This window comes from Spirulina subsalsa PCC 9445, from assembly GCF_000314005.1.
GTDB classification, from domain to species: domain Bacteria; phylum Cyanobacteriota; class Cyanobacteriia; order Cyanobacteriales; family Spirulinaceae; genus Spirulina_A; species Spirulina_A subsalsa.
Map to the genome: position 1 here is coordinate 4276102 of NZ_JH980292.1, position 24034 is coordinate 4300135.

General features: G+C 48.2%; 20 protein-coding genes and 2 pseudogenes. 10 read left to right on the forward strand and 12 right to left on the reverse strand.

What is annotated here, in order from left to right:
- Positions 1–14: 14 nt before the first annotated feature.
- From SPI9445_RS0119545 to SPI9445_RS26245, 4 genes and pseudogenes are all read right to left on the reverse strand, one after another.
- Entirely contained in the window at positions 15–1613 is a 1599-nt protein-coding gene (locus tag SPI9445_RS0119545; protein WP_017306474.1) for an adenylate/guanylate cyclase domain-containing protein, read from the reverse strand.
- Between the two features lie 12 nt (positions 1614–1625).
- On the reverse strand, positions 1626–2438 hold the full coding sequence (locus SPI9445_RS26235) for a sirohydrochlorin chelatase (RefSeq protein WP_017306475.1): 813 nt from the start codon (positions 2436–2438) through the stop codon (positions 1626–1628).
- A gap of 315 nt (positions 2439–2753) precedes the next feature.
- Positions 2754–3119, reverse strand: a pseudogene (locus tag SPI9445_RS26240) (RNA-guided endonuclease InsQ/TnpB family protein); the annotation flags it as partial.
- The gene (locus SPI9445_RS26245; RefSeq protein WP_017306476.1) at positions 3079–3261 is read right to left on the reverse strand and encodes a hypothetical protein; all 183 of its coding nucleotides are present in this window, start codon (positions 3259–3261) and stop codon (positions 3079–3081) included. The pseudogene SPI9445_RS26240 and the gene SPI9445_RS26245, both read right to left, overlap by 41 nt.
- Positions 3262–3453: 192 nt before the next feature.
- Here SPI9445_RS26245 and SPI9445_RS0119560 point away from each other — a divergent pair, with 192 nt between their 5' ends.
- Genes SPI9445_RS0119560 through SPI9445_RS0119570 form a run of 3 tightly spaced genes read left to right on the forward strand, consistent with a single transcriptional unit; the run spans position 3454 to position 6901 of the window.
- Positions 3454–4497, forward strand: a complete 1044-nt coding sequence (locus SPI9445_RS0119560) for a permease (protein ID WP_026079948.1) — start codon at positions 3454–3456, stop codon at positions 4495–4497.
- 5 nt (positions 4498–4502) lie between these two features.
- The gene (locus SPI9445_RS0119565) at positions 4503–5336 is read left to right on the forward strand and encodes a TIGR03943 family putative permease subunit (RefSeq protein ID WP_017306478.1); all 834 of its coding nucleotides are present in this window, start codon (positions 4503–4505) and stop codon (positions 5334–5336) included.
- A gap of 11 nt (positions 5337–5347) precedes the next feature.
- On the forward strand, positions 5348–6901 hold the full coding sequence (locus tag SPI9445_RS0119570) for an Ig-like domain-containing domain (RefSeq protein WP_017306479.1): 1554 nt from the start codon (positions 5348–5350) through the stop codon (positions 6899–6901).
- Here the strand turns inward: SPI9445_RS0119570 and SPI9445_RS0119575 are convergent.
- The 3 genes and pseudogenes from SPI9445_RS0119575 to SPI9445_RS30935 form a co-directional block, all read right to left on the reverse strand.
- Positions 6886–8622 carry a putative bifunctional diguanylate cyclase/phosphodiesterase gene (locus tag SPI9445_RS0119575; protein ID WP_237747989.1) on the reverse strand — a complete coding sequence of 579 codons (1737 nt, stop codon included), beginning with the start codon at positions 8620–8622 and terminating at the stop codon, positions 6886–6888. The two genes, SPI9445_RS0119570 and SPI9445_RS0119575, sit on opposite strands and share 16 nt — an antisense overlap.
- Positions 8623–8809: 187 nt before the next feature.
- Positions 8810–9151, reverse strand: a pseudogene (locus SPI9445_RS28885) (RNA-guided endonuclease InsQ/TnpB family protein); the annotation flags it as partial.
- Positions 9152–9414: 263 nt separating this feature from the next.
- Positions 9415–9579 (reverse strand): hypothetical protein, encoded by a 165-nt coding sequence (locus SPI9445_RS30935; protein WP_017306481.1) that lies wholly within the window; start codon positions 9577–9579, stop codon positions 9415–9417.
- Between the two features lie 143 nt (positions 9580–9722).
- Between SPI9445_RS30935 and pgsA the strand changes: the two genes are divergently transcribed.
- From pgsA to SPI9445_RS26250, 3 genes are all read left to right on the forward strand, one after another.
- On the forward strand, positions 9723–10226 hold the full coding sequence (gene pgsA, locus SPI9445_RS0119585) for a CDP-diacylglycerol--glycerol-3-phosphate 3-phosphatidyltransferase (protein ID WP_017306482.1): 504 nt from the start codon (positions 9723–9725) through the stop codon (positions 10224–10226).
- Between the two features lie 154 nt (positions 10227–10380).
- Positions 10381–11721, forward strand: a complete 1341-nt coding sequence (locus tag SPI9445_RS0119590) for a 16S rRNA (cytosine(967)-C(5))-methyltransferase (RefSeq protein WP_017306483.1) — start codon at positions 10381–10383, stop codon at positions 11719–11721.
- A gap of 20 nt (positions 11722–11741) precedes the next feature.
- The gene (locus tag SPI9445_RS26250; protein ID WP_017306484.1) at positions 11742–14102 is read left to right on the forward strand and encodes an NACHT domain-containing protein; all 2361 of its coding nucleotides are present in this window, start codon (positions 11742–11744) and stop codon (positions 14100–14102) included.
- A gap of 25 nt (positions 14103–14127) precedes the next feature.
- On the opposite strand, the gene SPI9445_RS0119600 is transcribed toward SPI9445_RS26250, so the two are convergent.
- Positions 14128–14721 (reverse strand): hypothetical protein, encoded by a 594-nt coding sequence (locus SPI9445_RS0119600; RefSeq protein ID WP_017306485.1) that lies wholly within the window; start codon positions 14719–14721, stop codon positions 14128–14130.
- A gap of 373 nt (positions 14722–15094) precedes the next feature.
- Between SPI9445_RS0119600 and SPI9445_RS26255 the strand changes: the two genes are divergently transcribed.
- A complete protein-coding gene (locus SPI9445_RS26255) occupies positions 15095–15862 on the forward strand; it encodes a sterol desaturase family protein (RefSeq protein ID WP_017306486.1) in 768 nt (255 codons plus the stop codon).
- Positions 15863–16089: 227 nt separating this feature from the next.
- On the opposite strand, the gene SPI9445_RS0119610 is transcribed toward SPI9445_RS26255, so the two are convergent.
- Both SPI9445_RS0119610 and SPI9445_RS0119615 read right to left on the reverse strand, forming a co-directional pair.
- Positions 16090–16542, reverse strand: a complete 453-nt coding sequence (locus SPI9445_RS0119610) for an NUDIX domain-containing protein (RefSeq protein ID WP_017306487.1) — start codon at positions 16540–16542, stop codon at positions 16090–16092.
- 23 nt (positions 16543–16565) lie between these two features.
- Positions 16566–16916 (reverse strand): hypothetical protein, encoded by a 351-nt coding sequence (locus SPI9445_RS0119615; RefSeq protein ID WP_017306488.1) that lies wholly within the window; start codon positions 16914–16916, stop codon positions 16566–16568.
- A 364-nt stretch (positions 16917–17280) separates the two neighbouring features.
- Here SPI9445_RS0119615 and SPI9445_RS0119620 point away from each other — a divergent pair, with 364 nt between their 5' ends.
- Positions 17281–18729 carry an efflux RND transporter periplasmic adaptor subunit gene (locus SPI9445_RS0119620; protein WP_017306489.1) on the forward strand — a complete coding sequence of 483 codons (1449 nt, stop codon included), beginning with the start codon at positions 17281–17283 and terminating at the stop codon, positions 18727–18729.
- An 8-nt stretch (positions 18730–18737) separates the two neighbouring features.
- The gene (locus SPI9445_RS0119625) at positions 18738–21881 is read left to right on the forward strand and encodes an efflux RND transporter permease subunit (protein WP_017306490.1); all 3144 of its coding nucleotides are present in this window, start codon (positions 18738–18740) and stop codon (positions 21879–21881) included.
- Positions 21882–21946: 65 nt separating this feature from the next.
- Here the strand turns inward: SPI9445_RS0119625 and SPI9445_RS31730 are convergent, their stop codons facing one another.
- Positions 21947–22075 carry a hypothetical protein gene (locus SPI9445_RS31730; RefSeq protein WP_272943242.1) on the reverse strand — a complete coding sequence of 43 codons (129 nt, stop codon included), beginning with the start codon at positions 22073–22075 and terminating at the stop codon, positions 21947–21949.
- 478 nt (positions 22076–22553) lie between these two features.
- Between SPI9445_RS31730 and SPI9445_RS0119630 the strand changes: the two genes are divergently transcribed.
- On the forward strand, positions 22554–23147 hold the full coding sequence (locus tag SPI9445_RS0119630; protein ID WP_017306491.1) for a cation diffusion facilitator family transporter: 594 nt from the start codon (positions 22554–22556) through the stop codon (positions 23145–23147).
- Here the strand turns inward: SPI9445_RS0119630 and SPI9445_RS0119635 are convergent.
- Positions 23144–23965, reverse strand: coding sequence for a prepilin peptidase (locus tag SPI9445_RS0119635; RefSeq protein ID WP_017306492.1), 822 nt, complete (start codon positions 23963–23965; stop codon positions 23144–23146). The two genes, SPI9445_RS0119630 and SPI9445_RS0119635, sit on opposite strands and share 4 nt — an antisense overlap.
- Positions 23966–24034: the final 69 nt, after the last annotated feature.

Here is a 24034-nt window from a genome sequence, read left to right on the forward strand (position 1 = left end):
ATGTTCAGCAAGCCCTAATGGCCGTTGAGTTGGGAAGATCCATCCCCTTTGGGCGGAGTAGTTGACTGGAGTTCATACACGGGGAACAGTTGGCGTTTACCTTTTAAGGGAATTTCGCCCATAAATTCATAACGAAAGGATTGAGTAGAGGTGGTGGATTGTTGGCGCAGGGACTCGTAGAGAGTTTGAGTGAATAGGATTTGCCCGGGCTGGGCTTTGGTCATTAAACGGGCGGCGGTGTTCACTACGTCGCCTAAAACGTTGAATTCTCGACGGCCTCTTGGTTCTCCCACTTCGGCCGCAAAGACGACCCCTTGAGCGATGCCGATTTGACAGGCGATCGCACCCTTGGCCATTTGATTTAACCAAGACTGTTGCACCACCTCCCGCAATTCTAAGGCGACACGAGCCGCACGACTCGCATCATCGGTGTGGGTATCAATGCCCCCCCAATAAATGACTACCACCGAACCTTCTAGGTGATAGGTGGGGTTTTTCATCACCCCTCCCACCGCCGTTACCATGCCATTAATCACCGAGAAAAGATAGTTACATTGTGCCACCACCGCCGCCTCTTGTTCCGGTTGTACTTGGTCAATAAACTCCGATAAGCCGCTTAAATTGACAAACATCACGACGCAGGGGCTGAACGTGGGGGGGATGGAACGCTGGGCGGCATTTTCGACCACTAATTTAAGAACCGCTTGGGGGAGATAACTGGCCAGGGGTTCTAATTCTTGGACTAAACTTTCAATTTTATCGAGGAGGGCGCGATCGCTGCGATCAAACCAAAGCGCACTAGAAACCCGTCGCCGCTTGTTTAAAGTAATGTCATATTCCCCCAAACGGCGATCGCTTAAATTATCCACCACCAACCCATACCCCAGTTTTCCCGGTTCTACAGCAAACACGCCCCCCAGAAGTTGAATCACCTCCTCCGTTAAACACACCGCCCCCACCTGACCCGCCCCTTCGGCCTGTTTCGCCCGTTTGACCGTTTCCCCCAACAACACCCGCATCATGCGGGAAGGAGTCCCCAAATCCACCGCTAAAAACCGCCCTCGATGAATCCCCACCCGCATGGCTAAAGATAACCGCCCTTGAGCCGTTTGGATATGGGCAAAATCCCCCATAGCCCGTTGCATCCGCAAACCCGCCCGAATTGCCCGACCCACATCCCCATTGTCGCTTTCCTGGGGAAACTGGACTAACAGCGCATCCCCCGTAAACTCCAGCAAATCCCCTCCTGATTTGACGACCACATCAATCATCGCCGCAAAATAACCACTTAAGATGCTCAGTAACTCCTTCGCCCCTTCACTCCCTTGGGCAGTATTGGCTTCCATTAAGGGAGTAAACCCGGCTAAATCGGTGAATAAGAGGGTTCCTTCTTCCCAGTGGTAGCGGAGTTTCCCCGGTAGGGGGGGGTTACTGACCACTTGACGCGGCACACTATCGGAGAGGAGATAGCGCAAGGTTTGCAGATGTCCGACCACCTCTAATAAAAGCTCATTTTGAGGATTCACCCAGATTCCCACATATAACTGGGCGGGGAGCAAAGCTCGTAATTTCGGCTCTAACGTGGCAAGGGTTGAAAGGTTAGATACAATCATGCTGGGGTCAACTCAATGGATATCTCTAATCCTATTCTTCTCCTCAACGGAAGATAAATCCGTTTCGTTTGCCAGCCCCAAGATAATTTGTGCTAGTTCTGGAGATGGGCCTAGAGGTTGTCCTAACTGGAAAGGAAGATGGGGGTATTGGGCTTGGAGTTGGTGGACTTGTTGGGCGATCGCATCGGTAATTCCCCCCGAGAACAAAAAGTAAGGCAAAATCGTTAAACTCGGGGGGTTTTGGTGAACCAGTTGGGCGACAGTTTCTGCTAAATGGGGGGCAACAGACCAATAAGCTGGTAAAGCTTGCAGATCTTGAGCCAGTTGGGCAATCGGTTGATTCGCCAAGGGACGACGGCTCCCGTGGGATAATAAAATGCGACCCCCCACAGGAAAGGGAGCAAAGGCTTGCTGGAGGAGAGACAATAAAGCCTTTTGATCCCCTAAATGGGAGGATTGTCGGATCTGAAAATCCGAATTCAGGTGTTGTTTTGCCTGTTCAATTTCTGCCGGAATATCTTCACGAACATGAACCCCCGGGAGCAGAAACAGGGGGAGAATTTTTAGGCAGCCAATGGACTGTTTTTGCGCCAATTGGGCAACCTTTAAAATCTTTTGGGAGAGAGAGAGGGGAGATAATTCTAAGGCCGCTGTGGCGACGAGAGGGGGCTGTGGGGGGAGAGGGGGCGGTGGGGGAGCCGTTTCCTGTAAGGCCTGGCGAAAGTATTCCGCCAGTTGCTCACAAGCCTGTTGTGGCCGAGGATCACGACTGCCATGAAAGACCAAAAGATAGGCGACTTGGGCGGGGGGAGTGGGAGAAACCATAAAGAGTTATAAGGTCTTGAGAACACACTACCGGAAAATATCATTGTCCAAAGGCAGCATCAATATCATCTTTTCGCCCTATTCCCCGCGTCAACCCCCTAAGATGGTCTGCACAGGTTGACACTCCCGGGTCCGAAAGGGATGGGGATTCTTCATTCATAGACTTAGCTTGCCTTGACAGTGGATGTCCAGCAAAAGTAGAGGCTAAATCTCCTGAAGCGTTCGGATCGGTCAAAGCTGATGAGCCGTTTTCCGGTGAACCCCCAAAATCTTTCGTTGACACTCCCCGCGAATCACGCGACGGGGATTCTTGGTTCATCGACCGGACTTAACTGAGCAGGATTTCTCCAACCCAACCAGAGGCCCAATCTCCCCAAGCCTATAACTTCCCGTGTGTCCCACGGTAGTTAGTCCAAGGCGCAGGATGTTGATGGCAGCATTTACATCTCGGTCAGCCTCATAGCCGCAATGGGGACAGTGATGAGTTCTGACGGAGAGTGCCTTCTGGACTCGTTTGCCGCAGTTTGAGCAATTTTGGCTCGTATATTGGGGAGGAACGGCAATCGTTACCTTCCCATATTTTCTACCAAAATACTCCAACCAACAGCGAAATATTGACCATCCCGCGTCACTAATGGACTTAGCTAGTTTCCGGTTCTTGACCAACCCTTTCACATTCAAGAAGGTCACATTTACCCACTCCCCGGTTGTCCATCCAATGGCGCACGGCCTTGTTACGGACAAACTGAGCCGTCCGTATCGCCTCGTTAATGGCGGCAGCTTGGGCGGGTTTTACCCGTGCCTTGAACTCTAGTACAATCATGGGTTTAGGGTAGCATATCTGACGCAAGGAAGGCGGCTAAAGCCGCTCGTGTCGTCTTTCATCCCCGCAATAAATTGACGGGGCTTTCAGACTCCCGTGCTATTTTCGTAAGGTATTATAGGCAGAACTCAACCCATAGTTCGTTAAACTCGACTAGATAGCCGTGATCCCTGTCGTTTCCTCACAAAACTCATGACTCAACTGTACAATGCGTTCACGCTCTTTATGAGCTTATTGGTAGAAGCGTTACCGTTTCTGCTGTTAGGCGTTCTTCTCTCCAGTGCTTTGCTTTTTTTCGTTGATGAACGCCAGTTAGTGGCGAAAATGCCCCGCAATCCCTTATTAGGGGCTTTATTTGGCAGTTGTGCCGGGTTTCTGTTTCCCGTCTGCGAATGTGGGAATGTCCCCGTCGCTCGTCGTCTTTTAACTCAAGGGGCGCCTACTTCAGTGGCCATTGGTTTTTTACTCGCCGCTCCCACCATTAACCCCATTGTGATGTGGTCTACTTGGGCGGCATTTCCCCATCAGCCGGGGATGGTATTTTGGCGGATTCTCTTCTCGTTGATTATTGCCACCATTGTGGGCTGTGTGTTTAGTTTCCAGAAAGATCCTTGGCCCCTCATGCAGCCGGATTTAGCCAAGCGGGTGATGAATCAACGGGCGAATCAAGCCTCAAGCCATTCAGCACTCTGGACGAAACCGGAACCCCTACCGACGTTATTACAATCTGGGACGTTTTTATTAGGTGAGGGATCAGCGCCTGTGCGTTTGGATGATGCGGCCACCGGAGCCGTGGCTTTGCCCTATCAGAAAGCCTTTCAACGCTTTTCTCGCCACAGAGTCCGCCTGTTTTTAAATAATATTGTCCAAGAAATGCGGGAACTCGGGGCGATGTTGGTATTGGGCAGTGCCACAGCCGCCGCCATTCAAGTGTTAGCACCTCGGGAGTTGGTGCTGAGTTTAGGTCAAGGGACGGTGACTTCAATTTTGGCCATGATGTTATTAGCGGCCTTGGTGTCCATCTGTTCCACCGTTGACGCTTTCTTTGTTTTAGCGTTTGCCTCCACTTTTACCACAGGCTCCCTCCTGGCCTTTTTGGTCTTTGGCCCCATGATTGACATTAAAGCCATTGGCTTGATGATCTCGATTTTTAAACCCAAGGTGATTCTTTATTTATTTGCGATCGCCGCTCAACTCACCCTCATCCTTACCTTGTCTTATAGTTACTTCTTCTAACACTCATGAAGGCCTTTAAACGCGCTCGCCGCCAATGGCGTTCCCATCCCCTCTGGAGTCAATACATCTCCCCGCTGGGCAAGATTTATCTAAACGTTGTCCCCTGGTTAGATATCTTGACCATGCTCGCCTGGGGGGTACTCTTCCTCAAGTATTTTGTCATTGGGCGCCTACAACTGCTCATTCACCCTAACTATTTTGCGTTGGTTTTAGCCGCAGGTATCGTCCTAGTCGTCATCGCGGGGGTCAATACTTGGAACCAAGTCTCAGAAAAACAGGGGAAAATACCCCCCCTCACGGCCGCCGAAACCCAACATCTAACCCTCTTTCCCCCCGGTGTCGCAACCAGTTTGCTCTTAATTGTCGCCCTGTCGGGTTTTATCATTCCTCCCAAAATCCTCGCCAGTGACACCGCCTTACAACGAGGATTAAGTGAAACCCTGCCCTACACCCGCACCGAAGCCCAAACCTTTTACAGTGCCATTAAACCCGAAGAACGCTCCCTCTTAGATTGGGTGCGCACCTTTAACGCCTATCCTGAACCCGATGCTTACCGAGGACAACCCGCCAATGTAACCGGATTTGTGGTTCATTCCCCCACCCTGAGTGAGGAGTATATTTTAATCTCGCGTTTTGTGATCACCTGCTGCGCCGTGGATGCCTACCCCGTCGGTTTACCCGTCAAACTCCCCCCGGGTACCCCACGCTATGAACAAGATATCTGGTTAGAAATCCAAGGGGAAATGACCACCGAAACCTTTGGCGAACAGCGTCAACTGGTCATTGCCGCTAAAAATACTCAACAAATTCCCACCCCTAGCAATCCTTACGAGTTCTGAGGAGTCAATCTATGACTATTCCTAATCGTTATCCCGTCCTTTATCCCATTGACCGCATTTCCTTGGGTTTAATGACCCTGTTTTCTGTGGTGATTGGGCTGTTAATTTTAGGCGGTAGTTTTTGTACAGGCGATCGCTGCCTCTTTCACACCGGCCCTCGTGTGAATCAGTTCACCTGGGAAAACCGCGTGATTGACTACCGAGATCAAGCCTTTATTTTGGGCTTTAATCGCCCGATGGATCAAAGTAGTGTTGAAGAAAACATCAAGATAACTATTCCCGATCAACCTGATGTTCAAAACCCCCTGCCCGGAAAAACCAGTTGGGCTGGACGACGGATGGCCTATACCTTGGATTTTCCTGCACCCTACGGGACAAGATACCGTTTTGAACTGGAAAACGCCCACGAACGCTTTACCAATCAGCAGGAACAGGGGGCGGCCATTCAACCCTATCAAACCGAATTCCGCACCCCCGACCGGGCTTTTGCTTATATTGGTCTAGAAGGGGCCGAACGGGGGCGTTTGGTCGTTTTTGATTTCACCAGTCAAGAAAGGCGGATTATCACGCCAGAACAGTTGGTTGTAACCGAATTTAGAATTGACCGCGATCGCGCCCAGATTGTTTTTAGTGCCGTAGAACGCAATAGCACCGGAGAGGGAATTCTCGATCAACAAATCTACCGCGTGAATACTGGACTCACCCGGGAAAAATCGGGTTTTCAAACTGGAAAAGACATTGGCAAAATTGAGTTAATTCTAGACAACGAAGGCTACAACAACCTCAAATTTGACCTTTCCGAAGACGGGGAACTGCTCGTCGTGCAACGAGTGAACAAACAAGATCCCGCCGATTTTGGCTTGTGGGTTATACAAGACGGCCAACGACCTAAACCCTTGAAAAATGAACCGGGTGGGGTGTTTATGATTGCCCCAGATAATGAAACCATCGCCAGCACCCAAGGAGAAGGAATTGCTATTCTGTCCTTAGAACCGGCCGCCCAACCCCTAGACTTTTTAGCTCAATTTGGTATGGTGCTAGGGTTCTCTCCTGATGGTCGATCTGCCGCGATGGTGGATTTTAATAAAAATAACCCTGATTTGCTCTATACCCGCTCTCTTTATTTGGTCAACAATCAGGGCGTTCAAGAAAAAATCTTTGATACCCAAGGCTCTATTCTCGACTGTCAATTTCAGGCGAAAGGTGAACAAATGTTTTGCCTAATGACCAATTTGGTGGAGGATACGGAATATATAGAACAGCCTTACATTGCCATGGTCGATGTCGGAGAGAAAAAGGTCGCTCCCTTAATTACCTTACCGAAATATCAAGACATCAACATCAGTTTAGCTCCTGATGGCTTAGGGTTACTGTTTGACCAAATCCGCACAGATCCCACGAATGAGCAAGAAAGTTTCTTAAAAACCAGTTCCGGAGAGGCGTTACTCGATGGGGAAATTTGGTTATTAATTCCCCCTCGTTCCTTACCGGAGCAAGGTCAAAGGACTTCTCCTCAATTGGAAGAATTGCCCTTTGTTGGTTTTCAGCCTCAATGGTTCCCATAGGGCCGTGCCTCCCAAAAACGGGTAAACTCTACCGCAGGCATGGGACGACCGAAATAATAGCCTTGGAATTTATGACAGCCTAAATGGTGTAAAAAGGTAGCTTGTTCTGAGGTTTCCACCCCTTCGGCAATGACATCCAATTGTAAACTCTGGGCTAAGGCGATGACCGAACGAACAATGGCGGTGTCGTTGCTATCTTGGGGGATTCCTCGGACAAAGGACTGATCGATTTTAAGAAAGTTTAGGGGAAAGCGTTTGAGGTAACTTAAGGAAGAATAACCGGTGCCGAAATCATCAAGGGCTACCGTTACGCCTAAATCACGAATACCTTGCAGGATTTTAATGGCACTTTGAACATCATTCATCAATAAGCCCTCGGTAATTTCTAACTCCAGGAGATTGGGATCATGATGGGTATTTTCTAGGGTAGTGGCCACTAATTCCAACAGATTGGGCTGTTGGAATTGTAGGGCGGATAAGTTCACGGCCACTCGTAAACCGTGTAATCCCCCCATTTGCCAGAGGTGGTTTTGCTGACAGGCTTTTTGTAAGACCCATTCGCCAATGGGGATAATTAAACCACTCATCTCCGCCACCGGGATAAATTCACCCGGGGAAATAAAACCCTCTTGGGGATGTCGCCAACGGAGCAAGACTTCCGCTCCCATACAGTCGCCTCCGTCGGTGTGATAGTCAATTTGGGGCTGATAGAAGAGTTCGAGTTCTTCTCGTTCTAAAGCACGGCGTAAATCCCGTTCTAAGGTTAAACGACGGCGCAATTTTTCGGTCATTGCGGAGGAATAAAAATGATAGTTTCCGACTCCTGCGGTTTTGGCGGAACGGAGGGCGGTGTCGGCATGGGTGAGCAGTTCCTCTGACTGTTCTCCGTCACTGGGATAGATGGCGATGCCTACACTGGCAGTGGCATAGAGTTTTTCCCCTTCTAGGATAAAGGGTTCTGCTAAGAGGTTGATCAGGGTTTGAGTATGCTGGATGACTTGTTCTAGGCCTTGAATCTGACTGTAGAGAAAACCGAATTCATCGCTGCCGACTCGTGCCATGAGATGACAGGAATGGCCTTGATCTAAACGACGGGCAATTTGTCGGAGTAACCAGTCGCCTTTGTCTTGACCGAGGCTGTTGTTAACGCTGGAAAAATCGTTAATATCCAGTAGAATCACGGCGAGAAGGGTGTGTGGTTGAGCTAGGGCGATCGCTTCTTCTAGACGATATTGGAGGAAATCCCGGTTGGGGAGGGCGGTTAGAGCATCATAGTTTTTGAGTTGGTGGATGGACTGATCGAGTTTGGCGATCGCATACATGGTGTCGCTCATCAAAATCCCCACCTCGTCCTTAAACTGGGTGGGTAAGTTGGGAAGAACACTTTTTTCGAGATAATGACGGAGACTGAGGAAGGTAGCCCGAATGGGGGCGAGTAATTGTTGTAAGGTTAATAGGGTGATCCCGGTGCCGATTAAGGTGGCAATTAAGGCAACCCCGAGAATCCGTACTTTGATCTCAAGGTCAATCTGGGCTGAGGCGATGGCATAAAAAAACAAGGTCAATAGAGGAATATGAGTCCCAATAAAGGCCACGATGAGAATTTTCCCTAAATAACTCCGAGGAAATGCTAAACGCGCCAAGAACGAATAAACTTGCAACTTGGGGATCTGTCGGCCGGGGGTTTGGGTGGTCATACGCTTGTAACGGTAAACAATCAAGATCCAACGGAGGTCAACTTAGTGAACTACCCCACCCTGCCTAGGCGCGAGGATAGGGCTTCCTGATTCAATGGGAAAAGCATCTAGCAAAACCGAAATCTTGCCAGGTTGTCTTACGTTCCCTCCCCAGGCCGTATCGCTGGTTCCCAACGACAATATCCGCAAGGCTTCATTTTTAATGTTTTGTAACGTTAGCAGGATAACTTAAAGACTGCCGACCATGCTTTGACTTGAAACGGGGTGACTGCGCCCGTTTCTCAAAAACGTTTTTGTAGGCAGTAGAAAGATTAAGTGCAACCACTTGTAAGGATTGGGAGTAGGCATCTGTTAGCCAAGGATATTCCTTTTTTAGTTTAGGTAACAGGCTTTGAATGTATCCACGAGACAATCCTTTCCCCGTCTCGATATAGGTTTTTTGGCACAAGTCTAACGCCAAATTCCAATACCAACGACAGCATCCGAACGCCTTAGCCAGGGATACTTTTTGCTCGTCAGTAGGATAGATACGATACTTGTAAGCCTTATACATTATCGAGAACCAGTGTTGCCGATAACAGTATAACCGATTATCTAAGGATTTTATCTAAGGATTCGCTGTCGCTCAGTATATTACTGGGTTGCTATCCATCCCCTCCCTGCAAGCGAGGAAGGGGAATTCCGCAACATTTTTGTTAAATCTGACCTTTTTCACGGTTGGGATACCTTCTAGGAAAAAGCTTAAGACTGAATCGCACTAGAAAAGGCTATGATTTTGTCAACTGCCCCACTCCACTTGCGGGATGGGGCTTGTAACTAACCCACAAGGGCTGTCACATCTGGCAGATTGACCGCTGCCTGTTCCACCGTCCCCATTAATGCCCAGTCAACGTGCTGATTAAAAATGTCAGCACAAAAGCCCATGAGGAGCAAAAACCGCTCACGGGGTAGGTTGACGGGAATGGAAACGGTTCGCTTCATGTTGGCGCTCGTCCAGGATTGGACGGGCGAGAAAAAAGGACAATGATACACTGAGATTAACACAAGCTTTATCTGTCCTGATCTTAAGCGTCGTAAGTTTTATGGACAACCGGGGAGTGTCAACGCTTGACCCATCTTGACTCATGAATTTACCTACTTGGATTACAGTTTCCCGCTTGTTGGGCGTGCCAATTCTCCTCTATTGTTTAGCAGATCCCACCCCCCAAAACCGTTGGCTGGCCTTGATGGTCTTCCTGATTGCGGCCGGAACCGATTGGCTGGATGGGTATTTAGCCCGTCGTCTGAATCAGGTGACAGATTTGGGGAAATTTTTAGATCCCCTCGTGGATAAGTTATTAGTGTTAGCGCCGTTATTAGCCATGATTGCCTGGGGGGTGATTCCCGCGTGGGGGGTATTTCTGATTTTGGGGCGAGAATTGGCGATCGCAGGATGGCGCGTCAATCAAACCACAATCACAGGGGCGAACTTTTGGGGCAAACTCAAAACCGTCACCCAAATCATCGCCATTGCCCTGTTGATCTCTCCCCTCCCCCCTCCTTGGCCTCTCGTCGCCATCATTGCCTTTTGGTCTGCTGTCCTCCTCACTCTCGTTTCGGGAGGAATCTATTTCCTCAAACCAGAGTAAACTCTCGACTAGGGAACAGGGGAGAGGCAAGAATAGGCAAGAGGCAAGAGGTAAGAGTCGGGAATCGGAAATCGGGACATTAAGAATTATTGCCTATTGCTGCTCCCCCGCTCCCCCTCTCCCCTGCCCCCCGTTCCCCCGTTCCCTAACTCCTATGAACGCCCGCCAACTCGCCTTTCTGGCCTTAAAACAAATTGACCGCCAATCCGCCTATACCGATGTAGTCTTAGATCGTACCCTACGGCACCAAAAAAGCTTAAATCCCCAAGATCGGGGCTTATTTACTGAGTTAGTGTATGGTATAGTCCGACGACAGCGCTCTCTCGATGCCCTGATTGATCAACTGGGCAAAAAAAAAGCCCGACAACAACCCCCCGATTTACGCCTGATCCTCCATATTGGACTCTATCAACTGCGCTATCTAGATCATATTCCCCCCTCGGCCGCCGTTAACACGACTGTAGAGTTAGCTAAAACTAACGGATTTAAACACCTCTCGGGGGTAGTCAACGGCATTTTACGCCAGTATGAACGATTCGCCCAAGACGGGGATCCCCTTGTGTTACCTTCAGATCCCATCTCGCGTTTGGGTTTGTTGCACAGTTTCCCTGATTGGATCCTTCAGTTGTGGTGGGAGGAGTGGGGCGAGGAGGAAACCGAAAAACTCTGTATTTGGTTCAATAACACCCCTTTCTTAGATTTACGCATCAACCCTTTACAAACGACTCGGGAAGCCGTCCAAGAGGCTTTAAACGCCCAATCCTTGAACGTTTATCCCCTCCCTCATTTACCCCAAGGGTTACGAGTGGAGGGTAAAACTGGCCCCGTTGCGCTGTTACCGGGGTATCAGGAGGGGTGGTGGACGGTGCAGGATGGAAGCGCCCAGTTAGTCGCCCACTTGCTGGCTCCTCAAGCGGGGGAGGTGGTGATTGATGCCTGTGCTGCCCCCGGTGGGAAAACGACCCATATCGCGGAGTTAATGGGGGATCAAGGGGAAATTTGGGCTTGCGATCGCGCCCTCAAACGCCTGAATCATATCAGAGGTAATCAACAACGGCTCAAACTGCACAGCATCCAGACCTGTGGGGGGGATAGTCGGGAATTTAAGCAATTTATCGGTCAAGGCGATCGCGTTCTCCTTGATGCCCCTTGTTCCGGTTTAGGCACTCTCCACCGTCATCCTGATATTCGGTGGCGACAAACTCGGGAAAATCTCGCTGAATTAGTGCAACTGCAACGGGAACTTTTAAATCATACCGCTACTTGGGTTAAACCGGGGGGGTGTCTGGTTTATTCTACCTGTACCCTCAACCCCCAAGAAAATGAGGGAGTGATTCAGGACTTTTTGGCCACTCATCCCCAATGGTACCTACAACCCCCTCCCCCCGACTTTCCTGTGCAAAATCCCGCCGGATGGGTTAAAATCCTACCGACGAAAGAGGATATGGACGGTTTCTTTATGGCTAAACTTGTCCTAGAACCGCAAGAGCCATAGGGAATCCAGAGAAATAGGGCATGGTGAAGCGATCGCTCATAGCCTCTCCCACTGGGGTTGAAAAAGCAAAAAAAGCCTTTAAACGCAAAGGATGGACGCAAGAATATTTAGCGGCCGAAGTGGGTCTGCAAACTCGTCAATCCATTTGGAAATTCTTTTCCGGTAAACCGATTTACCGCCATGTTTTTATAGAAATCTGTTTCGCCCTCGACTTAAACCCTGAAGAAATTGCCCTTTCCCCTGAAGACGATTTAACTCCAGATACAGACCATCCGGATCTAGATTTTTGGGTCGAGGATTTGCGTCAGAGTCAAGCCAGCACTCTAGAACATCAATGTGGTTTTGTCCAGATGTTAGATGTAACTCGACCCATTGAACTGGAAGATATTTATGTAGATGTGAATATTTTGCCAGAAATTCCCCATCAACGCTGGTTAGAAATCTCTGATTTTCCCAGTGCTAGTGAGTATAATCGTTCAAGATTGACGAAAATTGCCCAACAACGAATTCCCGTTACTACAATTTTAGAAAAATACAAACATCTTGTCATTTTAGGTCAACCGGGTGCCGGAAAAACGACCCTTTTACAAGCTTTAGCGATTCAGTGTAATCAAGGGAGTTGGCGAAGAGATTTATTGCCTATTTTTATCCGACTGAAAAACCTACCGGAAGATAACCTTAAACTTAACTCAAGTAACTTCTTAAATGATTTATTTAGCTATTCTCCGGCTGATAATTTAGCACAACTTGAACACCTTTTATTACAAGGTAGAGTGCTTTTATTGCTGGATGGACTTGATGAAGTTCCGGCAAAATCTAAACTATTACTGCTGCAAAAACTACAGCGTTTCTTGGAAAAATATCATAATATTACCTGTTTAATCACTTGCCGACCTGCCGCCTATCAATACCACTTACCAAACTTTACAGAAATTGAAATAGCAGACTTTAGCGACCAGCAAATCTCCAGCTTTGTTCCTAAGTTTTTTCAGCTTTTGAACCATCATTCTCTCCTTAATCAAAAGGATTATAGCAGTGAAATTTTAAGTCAACAGTTTTTAAAACAAATTCAAAAGCCTAAAAATCGCTCAATTCGAGAACTCATTAAAACACCGATTTTACTTAACTTAAGTTGCCTTGTTTTTCAACAAAAAGCCGACTTTCCTCATAATTTACTCAAACTTTACCAACAGAGTCTAGATATCTTGCTCACTCGTTGGGATATGACGAGAGGTATCCAAAGAGATAGTGAACAATGCAATTTTTCCGTCGCAGAAAAAATAAACTTATTAAGCTACTTAGCTTATGTTATGATAAAAAAAGACCAATACTTTGTCGATCAGCACCACCTTCAAAAGTATATCATTCATTACTTAATTAATTACCAAAAAAGTCAAAAAAATAGGAATGAACTAGAACAGTATGTTATAAAAATTCTGAAGACAATTGAAAGCCAACATGGAATTTTAGTAGAACAAGCACGGGAAATCTATTCCTTTTCTCATCTTACGTTTCAAGAATATTTAGCGAGTCATTGGATTGCCCATCATCCCAAAACGTCCGTTTTTCAAACCTTGGTTAATCATCTTTATGATCCCAATTGGCACAATATTATTTTAATAACTTTTTCCTTATTGCCCAAGAGTGAAACCTTATTCACAGTAATTCAGGAGAAGAGTCAGGAAGATATTGCCCAAGATGTAGAATGTGTTTTATTTTTAACTTGGGTGCAACAACAAGCAAAACGTTGTCAAGAGCAAAGCAATTTTATTTTCGTTCAGGGAGTATTATTAAGTTTTGGACTATCGCGTAATCTTCGTTTACAACAGCGTAATTTAAAAGGATTAACGTTAGCAACTGCCTTAGTTCAGGAACTTTTATTTTGGCTCGATTTTCAACGCATGATCACCCCATTACGAGTTAAAAACTTAGCCGAAGCTTGGTTAAAAGGGCGGGAGTTAGCCAGCCAATGGGGTGAAAATTTACAGGTACAACTCCCCTCTCGGAAAGTGTCTTATGTGCGCGTTCAACAGAGTATGTTAAAGCGGGATTTGCAAGGACTTTGTGAACTAAGTTTAGAGGGAGAATTAGCGGTCAGCTTAAATTCTCTCTTGTTGGACTTACCGAGTTTAGAGATGAAAACGGAACAACTGAAAAAATGGTGGGAGACGGAGGGGAATATTTGGCTAGAAAAACTCCAAAATGTCTTAGCCCAGCAGGGATACAGCCAATTATTGCAACCTTTGGGCGATCGCCAGCGACAAGCCTTGTTACAATTCTATGAGGCTCAAGTCCTACTGGTGGAGGGGTTGACACGGGCGATAGACCTTTCCCCCGATGTGCGATCGCACCTTGAATCAAAACTCTTTCAAGTGACCTAGTTCAAAGTGCTTAGTTGCCCTCCATTTAATTGGCAACTTCTGCCATTTCAATCACTCGCTCCTCAATATCTTTCACCAAGAAATTAATCGGCTTTTTACTACGAACTTTAAACCGTAAACGTCGAGATTGTACCCGCAAAAGAAGTGTTTCTAAACAGTCTCGATCAAAACAGACATGACGCTGACGGTTTTTATGGCCATAAGTTGCCCCAGAAATCACATGAAGTTGCGTGTTTTTCTTCAGTTGATACCATAAACCCTCACTGCCCCCCATTGTACCGCTTAAAGCGCTCGGGGCAGGGGTAGCAGACAGATAAAGAGGATCTAAACTAGCCGCGCCTAAACTTTGCTCATAATTGTAATAGTAATGGAGGGGAACATCAGCCACAGGTAAATTTAATAACCCCTCGTAAAATTCCTTCGCAATTTGCAAATCCGACACCATGATTGTATGGACTTTTGGCGCACTCGACAGGAACATCCACATAGCCCCTGCATAGGCAACCAAGAGCATTACCATAATACCCTGGGTCGAAAAGAGACTGTCAAGGGCGGGTAAAAGCGCCCCAAGCACAGAAGTTACTGACATGGTGTAGTTCAAAAACATCAATAAGGTCATGTAAGCAATTGTAACGGTTTTCAGGGCTTAGTGAGCAGTCAACCTATCTAAATTCCCCACAGTCCACCTCCTGAAACAGTGCGTAGGTATCAAGTCTCCGTTGTCTGTCACCACTATTCTCTTTCATTTATGTCTTGGAGTGTGCTAGATTACCGGGTGATTCATCCGGAAAAAGTCTCTACAAGTTTGAAGCCTCAATATAGAGAGTTTGTGTTGAATTAATGATTAACCTACTGAATCATATTTGTCAAGAGATATGTGACGGTTTTTTGGATATTAAATGACTGAATATTTCATAATATCTGTGTAGGCTTACTGATGCCTTGATCCTTGACCAACCCATCTCACTGTAGATTTCAATTGAGGCTAAATCATGGAAGTTTTCGGATTATTTATCTCGGTTTACTTCATTTTCTTTACCTTGACCAACCTTGGATATTTTATCTTAGCTTTCTTAGGTCTGTTCACTGTTCAGTTTTGGCTAAAAAAACATCGAACCCGGATATCAAATAAATTTTTGATCCACCAAAAAATTAAACAAGAAATGCTAAATTCGCTCCAATCCAATGGCATTTTCTCGTTCTTTTGGGCAATAACTTGTTTAAAATTAACTCCCCACAATCAACTGTATTTTGACTTCACAAAATGGGGATGGCAATACTGGATTTTGAGCTTGATCGTTCTGCTTATTCTCCATGATACCTATGTCTACTGGGTTCATCGTTTAATGCACCACCCAAGGCTGTACCGATATTTACACCAAAAACACCACATTTCAGTAGATGCTTCTCCTTTTTCGGGTTACTCTTTAAACCGCACTGAAGCCATAATTCATGCTCTATTTTTCGGGGTTGTTAGCCATATTTTTCCGGTTCATTGGTTGGTGATTGTTGTGATGATGGGATTCTCTATCTTGGCCAATGTTATTGGACATTTAGGCTATGAACCAATGCCTAAAAATTGGCTAAAGCTTGGGGGGGTACTGTTTAATACTACAACTCACCATGATATTCATCATCTTTACGGAGGTCGCTATAATTATGGAGTGTATTTCCGTTTCTGGGATTGGATAATGGACACAGAATTTCCCCATTACTCGCAAACTTTTGCCCAAGCAACTCATTCTATTGATTTAGATTAAAAGGAATGAAAAATAGTTTATCCTAGAGGTAATTTGTGGATTGTCCCTACTGATTATTGTTCAACTAATCAATGTTGACAAGTTAAGACCCAAAGTTAGAAGTCAAGGAAACAGGGAACAGGGGGAGGGTGGGAAAATCCGGTTGTGTCCAAAATTGAAGTCAAGGAAACAGGGAACAGGGGAGTCGGGAGTCGAGAAATCAAAAATTATTACCTATTCCCGATTACCTATTCCCTATTCCTTAGAATAGATCGGCTTAATTGAACTAATTCCTGTTGTTCTGGCCAAAAAAGAGGGGGTAACTGGTCAAAAGTGAACCAATGGGTTTCATAGTAGCGATTAGGATCTGTCGGCTTGACATTAATTTGTTCAGTAGAAAAGAGAAAATAATGGGTTACTTTCCAATTGGTTTTAGCAAAATTAAACCGCTCTCGAATGCCTAATTTTGTAATTAGTTCCAATTGAGAAAAGCCCCCCTCTTCTTCAATTTCTCGTCGGGCGGCTTCTTCTAGGGTTTCTCCCGCTTCTAGATGCCCTTTGGGTAAAATATACTCGGTATATTTTTCCCCCCGGACTAATGCCACATAAACTTGTTGTCCTTCCCAACGCACAACAACACCCCCTGCCGAAATGAAAGTAGGAGCATTTTGGGTTTTGTGATACCAACTTTGATCAATCATAATTAGAGGAGTTTATAAAATGTTTAGCTAGATTTACCTTTGCGCTCTAGTTGATTAACTTGTCGCATTAATTGCAGCCAGACTAAAATTCCCATCCCTACACTGAGGGGCGTGGCGATAATATAGGCTATTTTAGGACTAATCGCTAACACTTGTAAGCTAGTCGCCAGAAAGAGACAAACGCCTCCCACAATGCCCAGAAAGGGCAAAAAAAGAGGGATACCGCGCAGTTGGTCTAAAACTTTGGATGAGCGAGTTTTTGACCATTTGTTTAATAGTTGTTTTAACCCTTGAAAAAAGGATAAACCACATACAATCCCTGCAAATAAGCCAAAAGCTAGTAAAACAAAGGGAGGGTTAGAAAAGTCTGTCATTGCTGTTAGAACACCGAGGCTAATTGATCTTTATTCTCTAGCATAACATGAAGGGAATACTCTAAACTAACTGGCTAAAATGGTCGTTAGTAATCTGAACAGAAAATTATGGACTCTCCACTGTTTTCTGAAAAAAAAGCAGATTTGAGATCGGAATTCATGCTTTTGGGTGATGTACCGGGTCACTCCTAATGAAACAATGTAAAGGGGAAGCCTATGGGATTCTGGAGTTTTTTGTAGATCAAATGCTCTAATTTTGTCAAGGCGGGGCATTTACCGCTACAATTGAAGAAACATTACAAAAAGTCACAAATCTTTATAAGTCAAAAATATAAAGTTCAAATTTACTAACTGAGGAAAAGCAGTGAGTCAAGACAGGAACATCACAGGTCAACCAGACCCAGAATCCGGGGTTATGGAGTCGTCTTCTGATCCTTCTGCAACCCTTAAGGGTGGGTTAGACCGTGCTTTAAGCAACAGTGCTTTCAGGAAATATCAGGGCAAAACCTTACTATTGGGGATTGGGATTGGGGTGTCCTTGGCTGTCTTTGGGATGCAGGTGATTGTACCGAAGGCGGAAGAGCCTGCAACGGCGCAGGAAACCCCCCAAACAGAGCCAAACGGTTCAAGCCAAACCATCACGACGGCGCTGGTAGAACGGACGGCGGTAGAACGGACTCTAGAGGCAACGGGAACCGTGAGGGCGCAGGAACTAATTCCGGTGTTTTCTGAGGCCACGGGGTTAAAAATTAGCCGTCTGTTGGTGGATGAGGGCAGTATGGTTCAACAGGGGCAATTGATGGCCGTGTTGGAAAGTTCGGTGCTGGAGGCACAACTGGCGCAGGCTCAGGCTTCCGTGGCGCAGGCGGAGGCAAGGGTGGCGGAGTTGCGGGCGGGGGCGCGAAGTGAGGAACTGACGCGGGCGCGGGAAGCGGTGCGCAGTGCGGAAGCGGGGGTGGCTCAAGCCCAGTCGAATTATGATTTGATTGCCAAGCGGGTGGAGAGTAACCAGAAGTTGGTGGATGAGGGGGCGATCGCCCGAGATCGTTTTGATGAACTCCTCAATCAGAAACAGGTGGCTTTTACCAATATTCAACAAGCCCAAGCCAGTCGGGAAGATGCCAACGCCCGCTTACAAGAAGTCAGTCGGGGGCCGCGGCCGGAGGTGATTTCCCAAGCAGAAGCCCAACTCGCCCAAGCTAAGGGACAAGTCCAATTGATTCGCGCTCAGTTGAATAATACCCGGGTGGTGGCTCCCCGGAGTGGTCAGGTGTTGCGCCGCCATGCCAGTGTGGGGAATTTAACCTCGTCGTCTCAGGAATTGTTCCAAATTGTGGAAAATGGCCGCTTAGAGGTACAGTTCACGGTGCCGGAAACCCAACTGTCCCAAATTCAGCCGGGGCAAGCGGTGGAAATTGTGGCGGAGAATCAATCGGGAATTAATGTAGTGGGGCGGGTGCGAGAAATTGAACCTTCGGTGAATGAAAATTCACGCCAAGCGGTGGTTCGGGTGGACTTACCCAGTGCGGAAGGATTAAAACCGGGGATGTTCCTCCGAGGAAGGATTGTCGTAGCTTCGACGGCAGGGATTACAGTTCCTTCGGGGGCGGTGTTACCCCAACCCGATGGTAGCGGCCGGGTGTTTATCCTACAAGGGGATAATACGGTGCAGGCTCAACGGATTGAGATGGGAGAGTTGTTAGATGGCGATCGCGTAGAAATTCTCTCGGGCTTACAAGTGGGGCAGGAAGTGGCCGTTAAAGGAGTTCCTTACTTGAAAGACGGCGATCGCATTACGGTTCGGAATAACTAGAAAAAACTATGTCCTTTCACGTCTCCTCTTGGTCGATTAAAAACCCGGTTCCCACCGTGGTGATGTTTCTCACCCTCGGCATTGTCGGCTTTTTCTCCTTCCTCGGTCTAGGGATTGATCAACAGCCCAATATTGATATTCCCACGATTCAAGTATCCGTCACCCAACCCGGAGCCGGCCCGGTGGAACTGGAAACCCAAGTGACGCGCAAGGTGGAAGATGCCATTGCTGGTCTAGCGGATGTGGATGATATTATCTCCAACATTAGCGAGGGGATTTCTAACACAACGGTACAGTTTACCCTCGGGGTGGATAGTAACCAAGCGACTAATGATGTACGGAATGCGATCGCCCAAATTCGCTCCGACTTGCCCCAAGATATTAACGAACCGATTGTTCAGAGATTAGAATTTGCGGGGGGGGCGATTATGACCTATACCCTCTCGTCCAATCAGCGTTCTGTGGAAGAGTTGAGTAACTTTATCGACCAAGATATTAGCCGCGCCCTCTCCTCTGTCCCCGGAATTGCCCAAATTGAGCGGATTGGTGGGGTAGATCGGGAAGTTCGGGTGAACCTACAATCCAAACGGCTCCAAGCCTATGGCATCACCGCCACCGCCGTTAATGACCAAATCCGTAGCCTTAACCTTGACCTACCCGGTGGACGGTCTGAAGTCGGGGGCAGTGAACAGAATATACGCACCCTCGGCAGCGCCCAAACCATCGCCCAGTTGCAACAATATCCTATTGTCCTCCCCGATGGTTCAACCGTTCCCTTGGGCAGTTTAGGCAGCGTCGAAGATGGTTCTTCGGATCCCCGACAAATGGCCTTATTAAATGGGGAGTCCGTTGTCACCTTTTCCATTCGCCGCAGCACAGGCAGCACCTTAGTCACCGTCGAAGAACAAACCCGTAAGGCGATCGCACAACTGGAGAAAACCCTACCCAGTGATCTGCGCATTGACCTAATCTTCACCCGTGCCACCGCCATTCGAGACTCCTATAAATCCACCATGGACGCGGTGATTATCGGCTCCATCCTAACCGTAATCACCGTTGGCCTCTTCCTGCGAGATTGGCGCATGACCCTAATCACCGCCCTCGCCCTCCCCTTGTCCATCATTCCCACCTTTGCCGTCATGGGGATGTTGAACTATACCCTCAACGGGATGACCTTGTTGGCGCTGGCCTTAGCGATGGGGAACTTGGTAGACGATGCCATCTGTATGATTGAAAACATCGACCAACACTTACAGATGGGCAAAACCCCCTTAAGAGCCGCTTGGGATGGGGCGCGGGAAATTGGGTTAGCTGTCATTACCACCACCGCCACCATTGTGGCCGTCTTCCTCCCTGTGGCCTTTATGGGGGGCATTCCGGGGCAGTTTTTCCAACCCTTCGGCGTAACCGTAGCCGTGGCGACCATGTTTTCTACCCTCGTCGCCACCACCATGACTCCCATGTTGAGTGCCTACCTGCTCAACCCCAAAACCAACCCCTCCAAATTTGTTAAAACCCCGCCCCAAGATCGGGACACGTTACACCTCCAAGAATGGCGGGAAGAACTACAAGAAGCTTATAGTCCCGCACCTCGACGCAAACGCCAACCCTACCGGGGGGCGCTGACCTGGGCGCTGCGTCATCGCATTGCGACGTTATTAATGGCGATCGCCTTTTTCATCGGCAGTTTACAACTCATCCCCTACATCCCCCAGGGCCTCTTTGATAGTGGGGACATTGGCTTAAGTACCGTTAACGTCAATTTGCCCCCCGGTTCCACCCTCAGCGACACAGAAACCGTCCTGCGAGAAGTGGATCAAGTCCTGCGAGATCATCCCGCCGTCGCCAACGTCCTCGCCAGTGCCTCCGCCCCTGACTCCGCTAGTGTTTTTGTCAACCTCGTTCCCCGTTCAGAACGCATTCATCAACGAGACTTTGAACAGGAAATGCGCTCCGTCTTCCAAACCATTCCGGGGGCCCGGATTTCCTTCCAAAGTGGCGGCGCAGGGGGGAGCAGTAAAGACCTCAGCCTGATTCTGAAGAGTCAAAACCCCGACAGTTTAGCCGACGTGGCCGACCGTTTGGAAAACGAAATGCGCCAACTTCCGGGCTTAGTGGAAGTCAGTTCCAGCGCCAGTTTAGTCCGACCGGAATTAGTCATCCAGCCCAACCTCCAACGGGCGGCCGACCTTGGGGTATCCGTGCAAGCCATTGCTCGGACGGCCTCTCTCGCCTTAATTGGGGATAATGAGTCCAATCTGGCTAAATTTAACCTTCCTGACCGTCAAATCCCCATCCGCGTCCAAATAGACCCCATAGAGCGGCAAAATATCGACACCATCCGGAACTTGCAAGTCCCCACCAACGGGGGGCGCTTAGTTCCCCTCTCCTCCGTCGCCACCATTCGCTTAGGCAGTGGTCCGGCAGAAATTCAGCGTTATGATCGCTACCGTCAGGTATCCCTTGAAGCCAACCTAGAAGGGATCGCCTTGGGGAATGCCGTCCAAGCGGTGCGCGCCTTACCCACCATGACCTCCCTCCCCCCAGATGTGTTTGAGGAGCCTTCTGGGGATGCGGAAATTATGCGAGATATCTTCGCCCGTTTTGCCTCGGCATTAGGATTAGCGATTCTCTCCATTTATGTGATTTTGGTCTTGTTATATAACAATTTCCTCTATCCCTTCGCCATCCTCGCCGCCCTGCCCCTATCAATTGGGGGGGCGTTGCTGGGTTTATTGGTCATGCAGAAGGAGTTAGGGTTATTTGCGCTGATTGGGATTGTCTTGTTGATGGGATTGGTGACGAAAAACGCCATTTTGTTGGTGGATTGTACTCTCGCTAACATGGCAGAGGGCAGCACTCGCCGACAAGCGATTATCGACGCGGGGGTGTCCCGTCTTCGTCCCATTATCATGACCTCCATTTCCACCGTAGCGGGGATGTTGCCTATTGCCTTAGAATTCGGGGCAGATGGGGAGGTGCGGAGTCCGATGGCGATCGCCGTCATTGGCGGATTTAGCACCTCTACCCTTCTCACCCTAATTGTGGTTCCCGTTTTGTTCACCTATGTTGATAGTGTGGTGAAAGGAATCGGCAAACTATTCCGTCGGGAGAATGCCCCTCAAGAGGAGTATTTAGAGATCAACCATTGACACTCCCCCATTGACGGCAGTTGCAGCTTTAAGGCTCTGTTAACAAAAATGTTGCGGAATTCCCCTTAATCGGTTAAAAGCTCTGGATCATGAGATGTAGAGACGTGAGCAAGGCGATGATAGGTTTCGAGATCCAAGAAGACTCCAACCTGCTCTCCTCTCTGATTGGTGAGATATTGTACTACTTCAGACATGGTTTCCGTTAGCTCATCGTCGGGAAGCCCCGCACTGTACGTTCGCGTTCACTTCGTGACGCTTCGCGAACGGGGATGTCCCTAAAAAGACATCTAGAGCCTCCCGTAGAAACAGGAAAGCCTCATAGTGATATGGGGAAGCCCGCACCGCACCCCTAGGGTCGGTGTCGGGAGGATGTCACAACAAGCCTTTATCTAATCTTAGCGAGGTTCTGGCTTGTTCAACTTCCCGCTCTTGCCTAGACGGGGATTCTTCATTTTCAGCAAGCCCCCATTAATTCTCATGCCCCCAACTCGGAACTTTCGGTGAAATAGCCCCGTCCCCAATACAGACTCTGAAATCTTGCTAGAACGAACGAAATAGGGAGAGCTTATGATAAAACTAAGCTTTCCCTCTTGTTTACCGTAAGCCCCTTACTGTGTAATGCACCATCATTCCTGCTCTCACTCCCATTCTTGCAGCCCTTCCCCTGAAAAAATGAAGCGTTTAACGTGGGTGTTGTGCCTCGTGGGAGGCTTTTCCTTGGTCGAGATTGGGATGGGGTGGTTTAGCCATAGTTTAGCCCTACAAGCCGACGCAGGACATTTATTATCGGACTGTTTCGCCTTATTATTAGCCTTGTTTGCCACTTGGTTTGCTCGGGCTAGCCCCCATTCTCACCATCGCCGGGTCGAATTTGCCGCCGCTTTCCTCAATGGGTTAGGATTAGTGGCGATCGCGCTTTGGATTGGTCACCAGGCCATGCTTCACCTCCAAGCCCCACCCCTCGACATTTTAAGCACCCCCATGTTAGCCACCGCCAGCCTCGGTTTTGGGGTGAATAGTATTAATATTTGGCTCCTCCATGAAGACAGTCACCACGATTTAAACCTCCGGGGGGCTTTTCTCCATGTCTTAGCCGATGCCGCCAGTTCCGTTGGGGTTATTTTAGCTGCGATCGCCGTTTGGACCCTCAATTGGTTCTGGGCAGATACCGTCATCAGTTTTGCCGTCGCCCTCCTCATCCTCCTCAGTGCCATTCCCCTCCTTTGGGAAAGTGCCAACGCACTGCGAACCGCAGATCCCACTTAGTTGAGGGGAAAAAACCAACGGAGATAGGTGGATAATAATATCTCACCCCAGAATAGAGTAAGTAAGGCGGCCAAGACTAAAAAAGGGCCGAAGGGAATAGGTTGACTACGTTTTAACCAACCGAGGGCGATCGCACCTCCCCCCACAATTGACCCTAACCCACAGGCCAAAAACCCCGCCACCAGTAGATATTGCCACCCCAACCATACCCCCATCATCGCCGCCAGTTTCCCATCCCCCGCCCCCATTGCCGCCCTACCCAGTACCATTGACCCCACAATGCGGATCAGATCCAACAACCAAATCCCCAATACCCCCCCCACAATCCCCCCCATCAGGGACAAAATCACCCCCTCCGGGGTCTGGCTTTCTTGCCACCCCACCCAAGCCGCAAACCCCAAACCCAATAATAGACCCGGTTGAGTTAAACAGTTAGGTAGGGTGAAAGTGTCGAGGTCAATAAAAGCGAGGGCCAATAATCCACTCACAAAGACCCAATAACCCAAGGTTTGCACCGTCAGTCCAAATTGCCAATAAACCCCCGCCAATAACAAGGCGGTAATGGCTTCAAGGAGGGGATAACGGATGGCAATGGGCGCATGACAATGTTTGCAGCGTCCTTTGAGCAGAAACCAGCCCAAAACGGGAATATTTTCCCGCATCCCCAAACGGTGTAAACAGTGGGGACACCGGGAGGGAGGCGACAAAATGGACAATCCGGCCGGGATGCGGTAGATCACCACATTTAAAAAACTGCCAATGGCCGCCCCAAAAACAAGGACAAATAGGGTAATGATGAGTTCAACCCAAAAGATCATCATGGTGGGTTTTAGGGATAGAGGACAGGAGGACGGGAAACACTCGCCCAAGCTGTTAAATTAGAATAC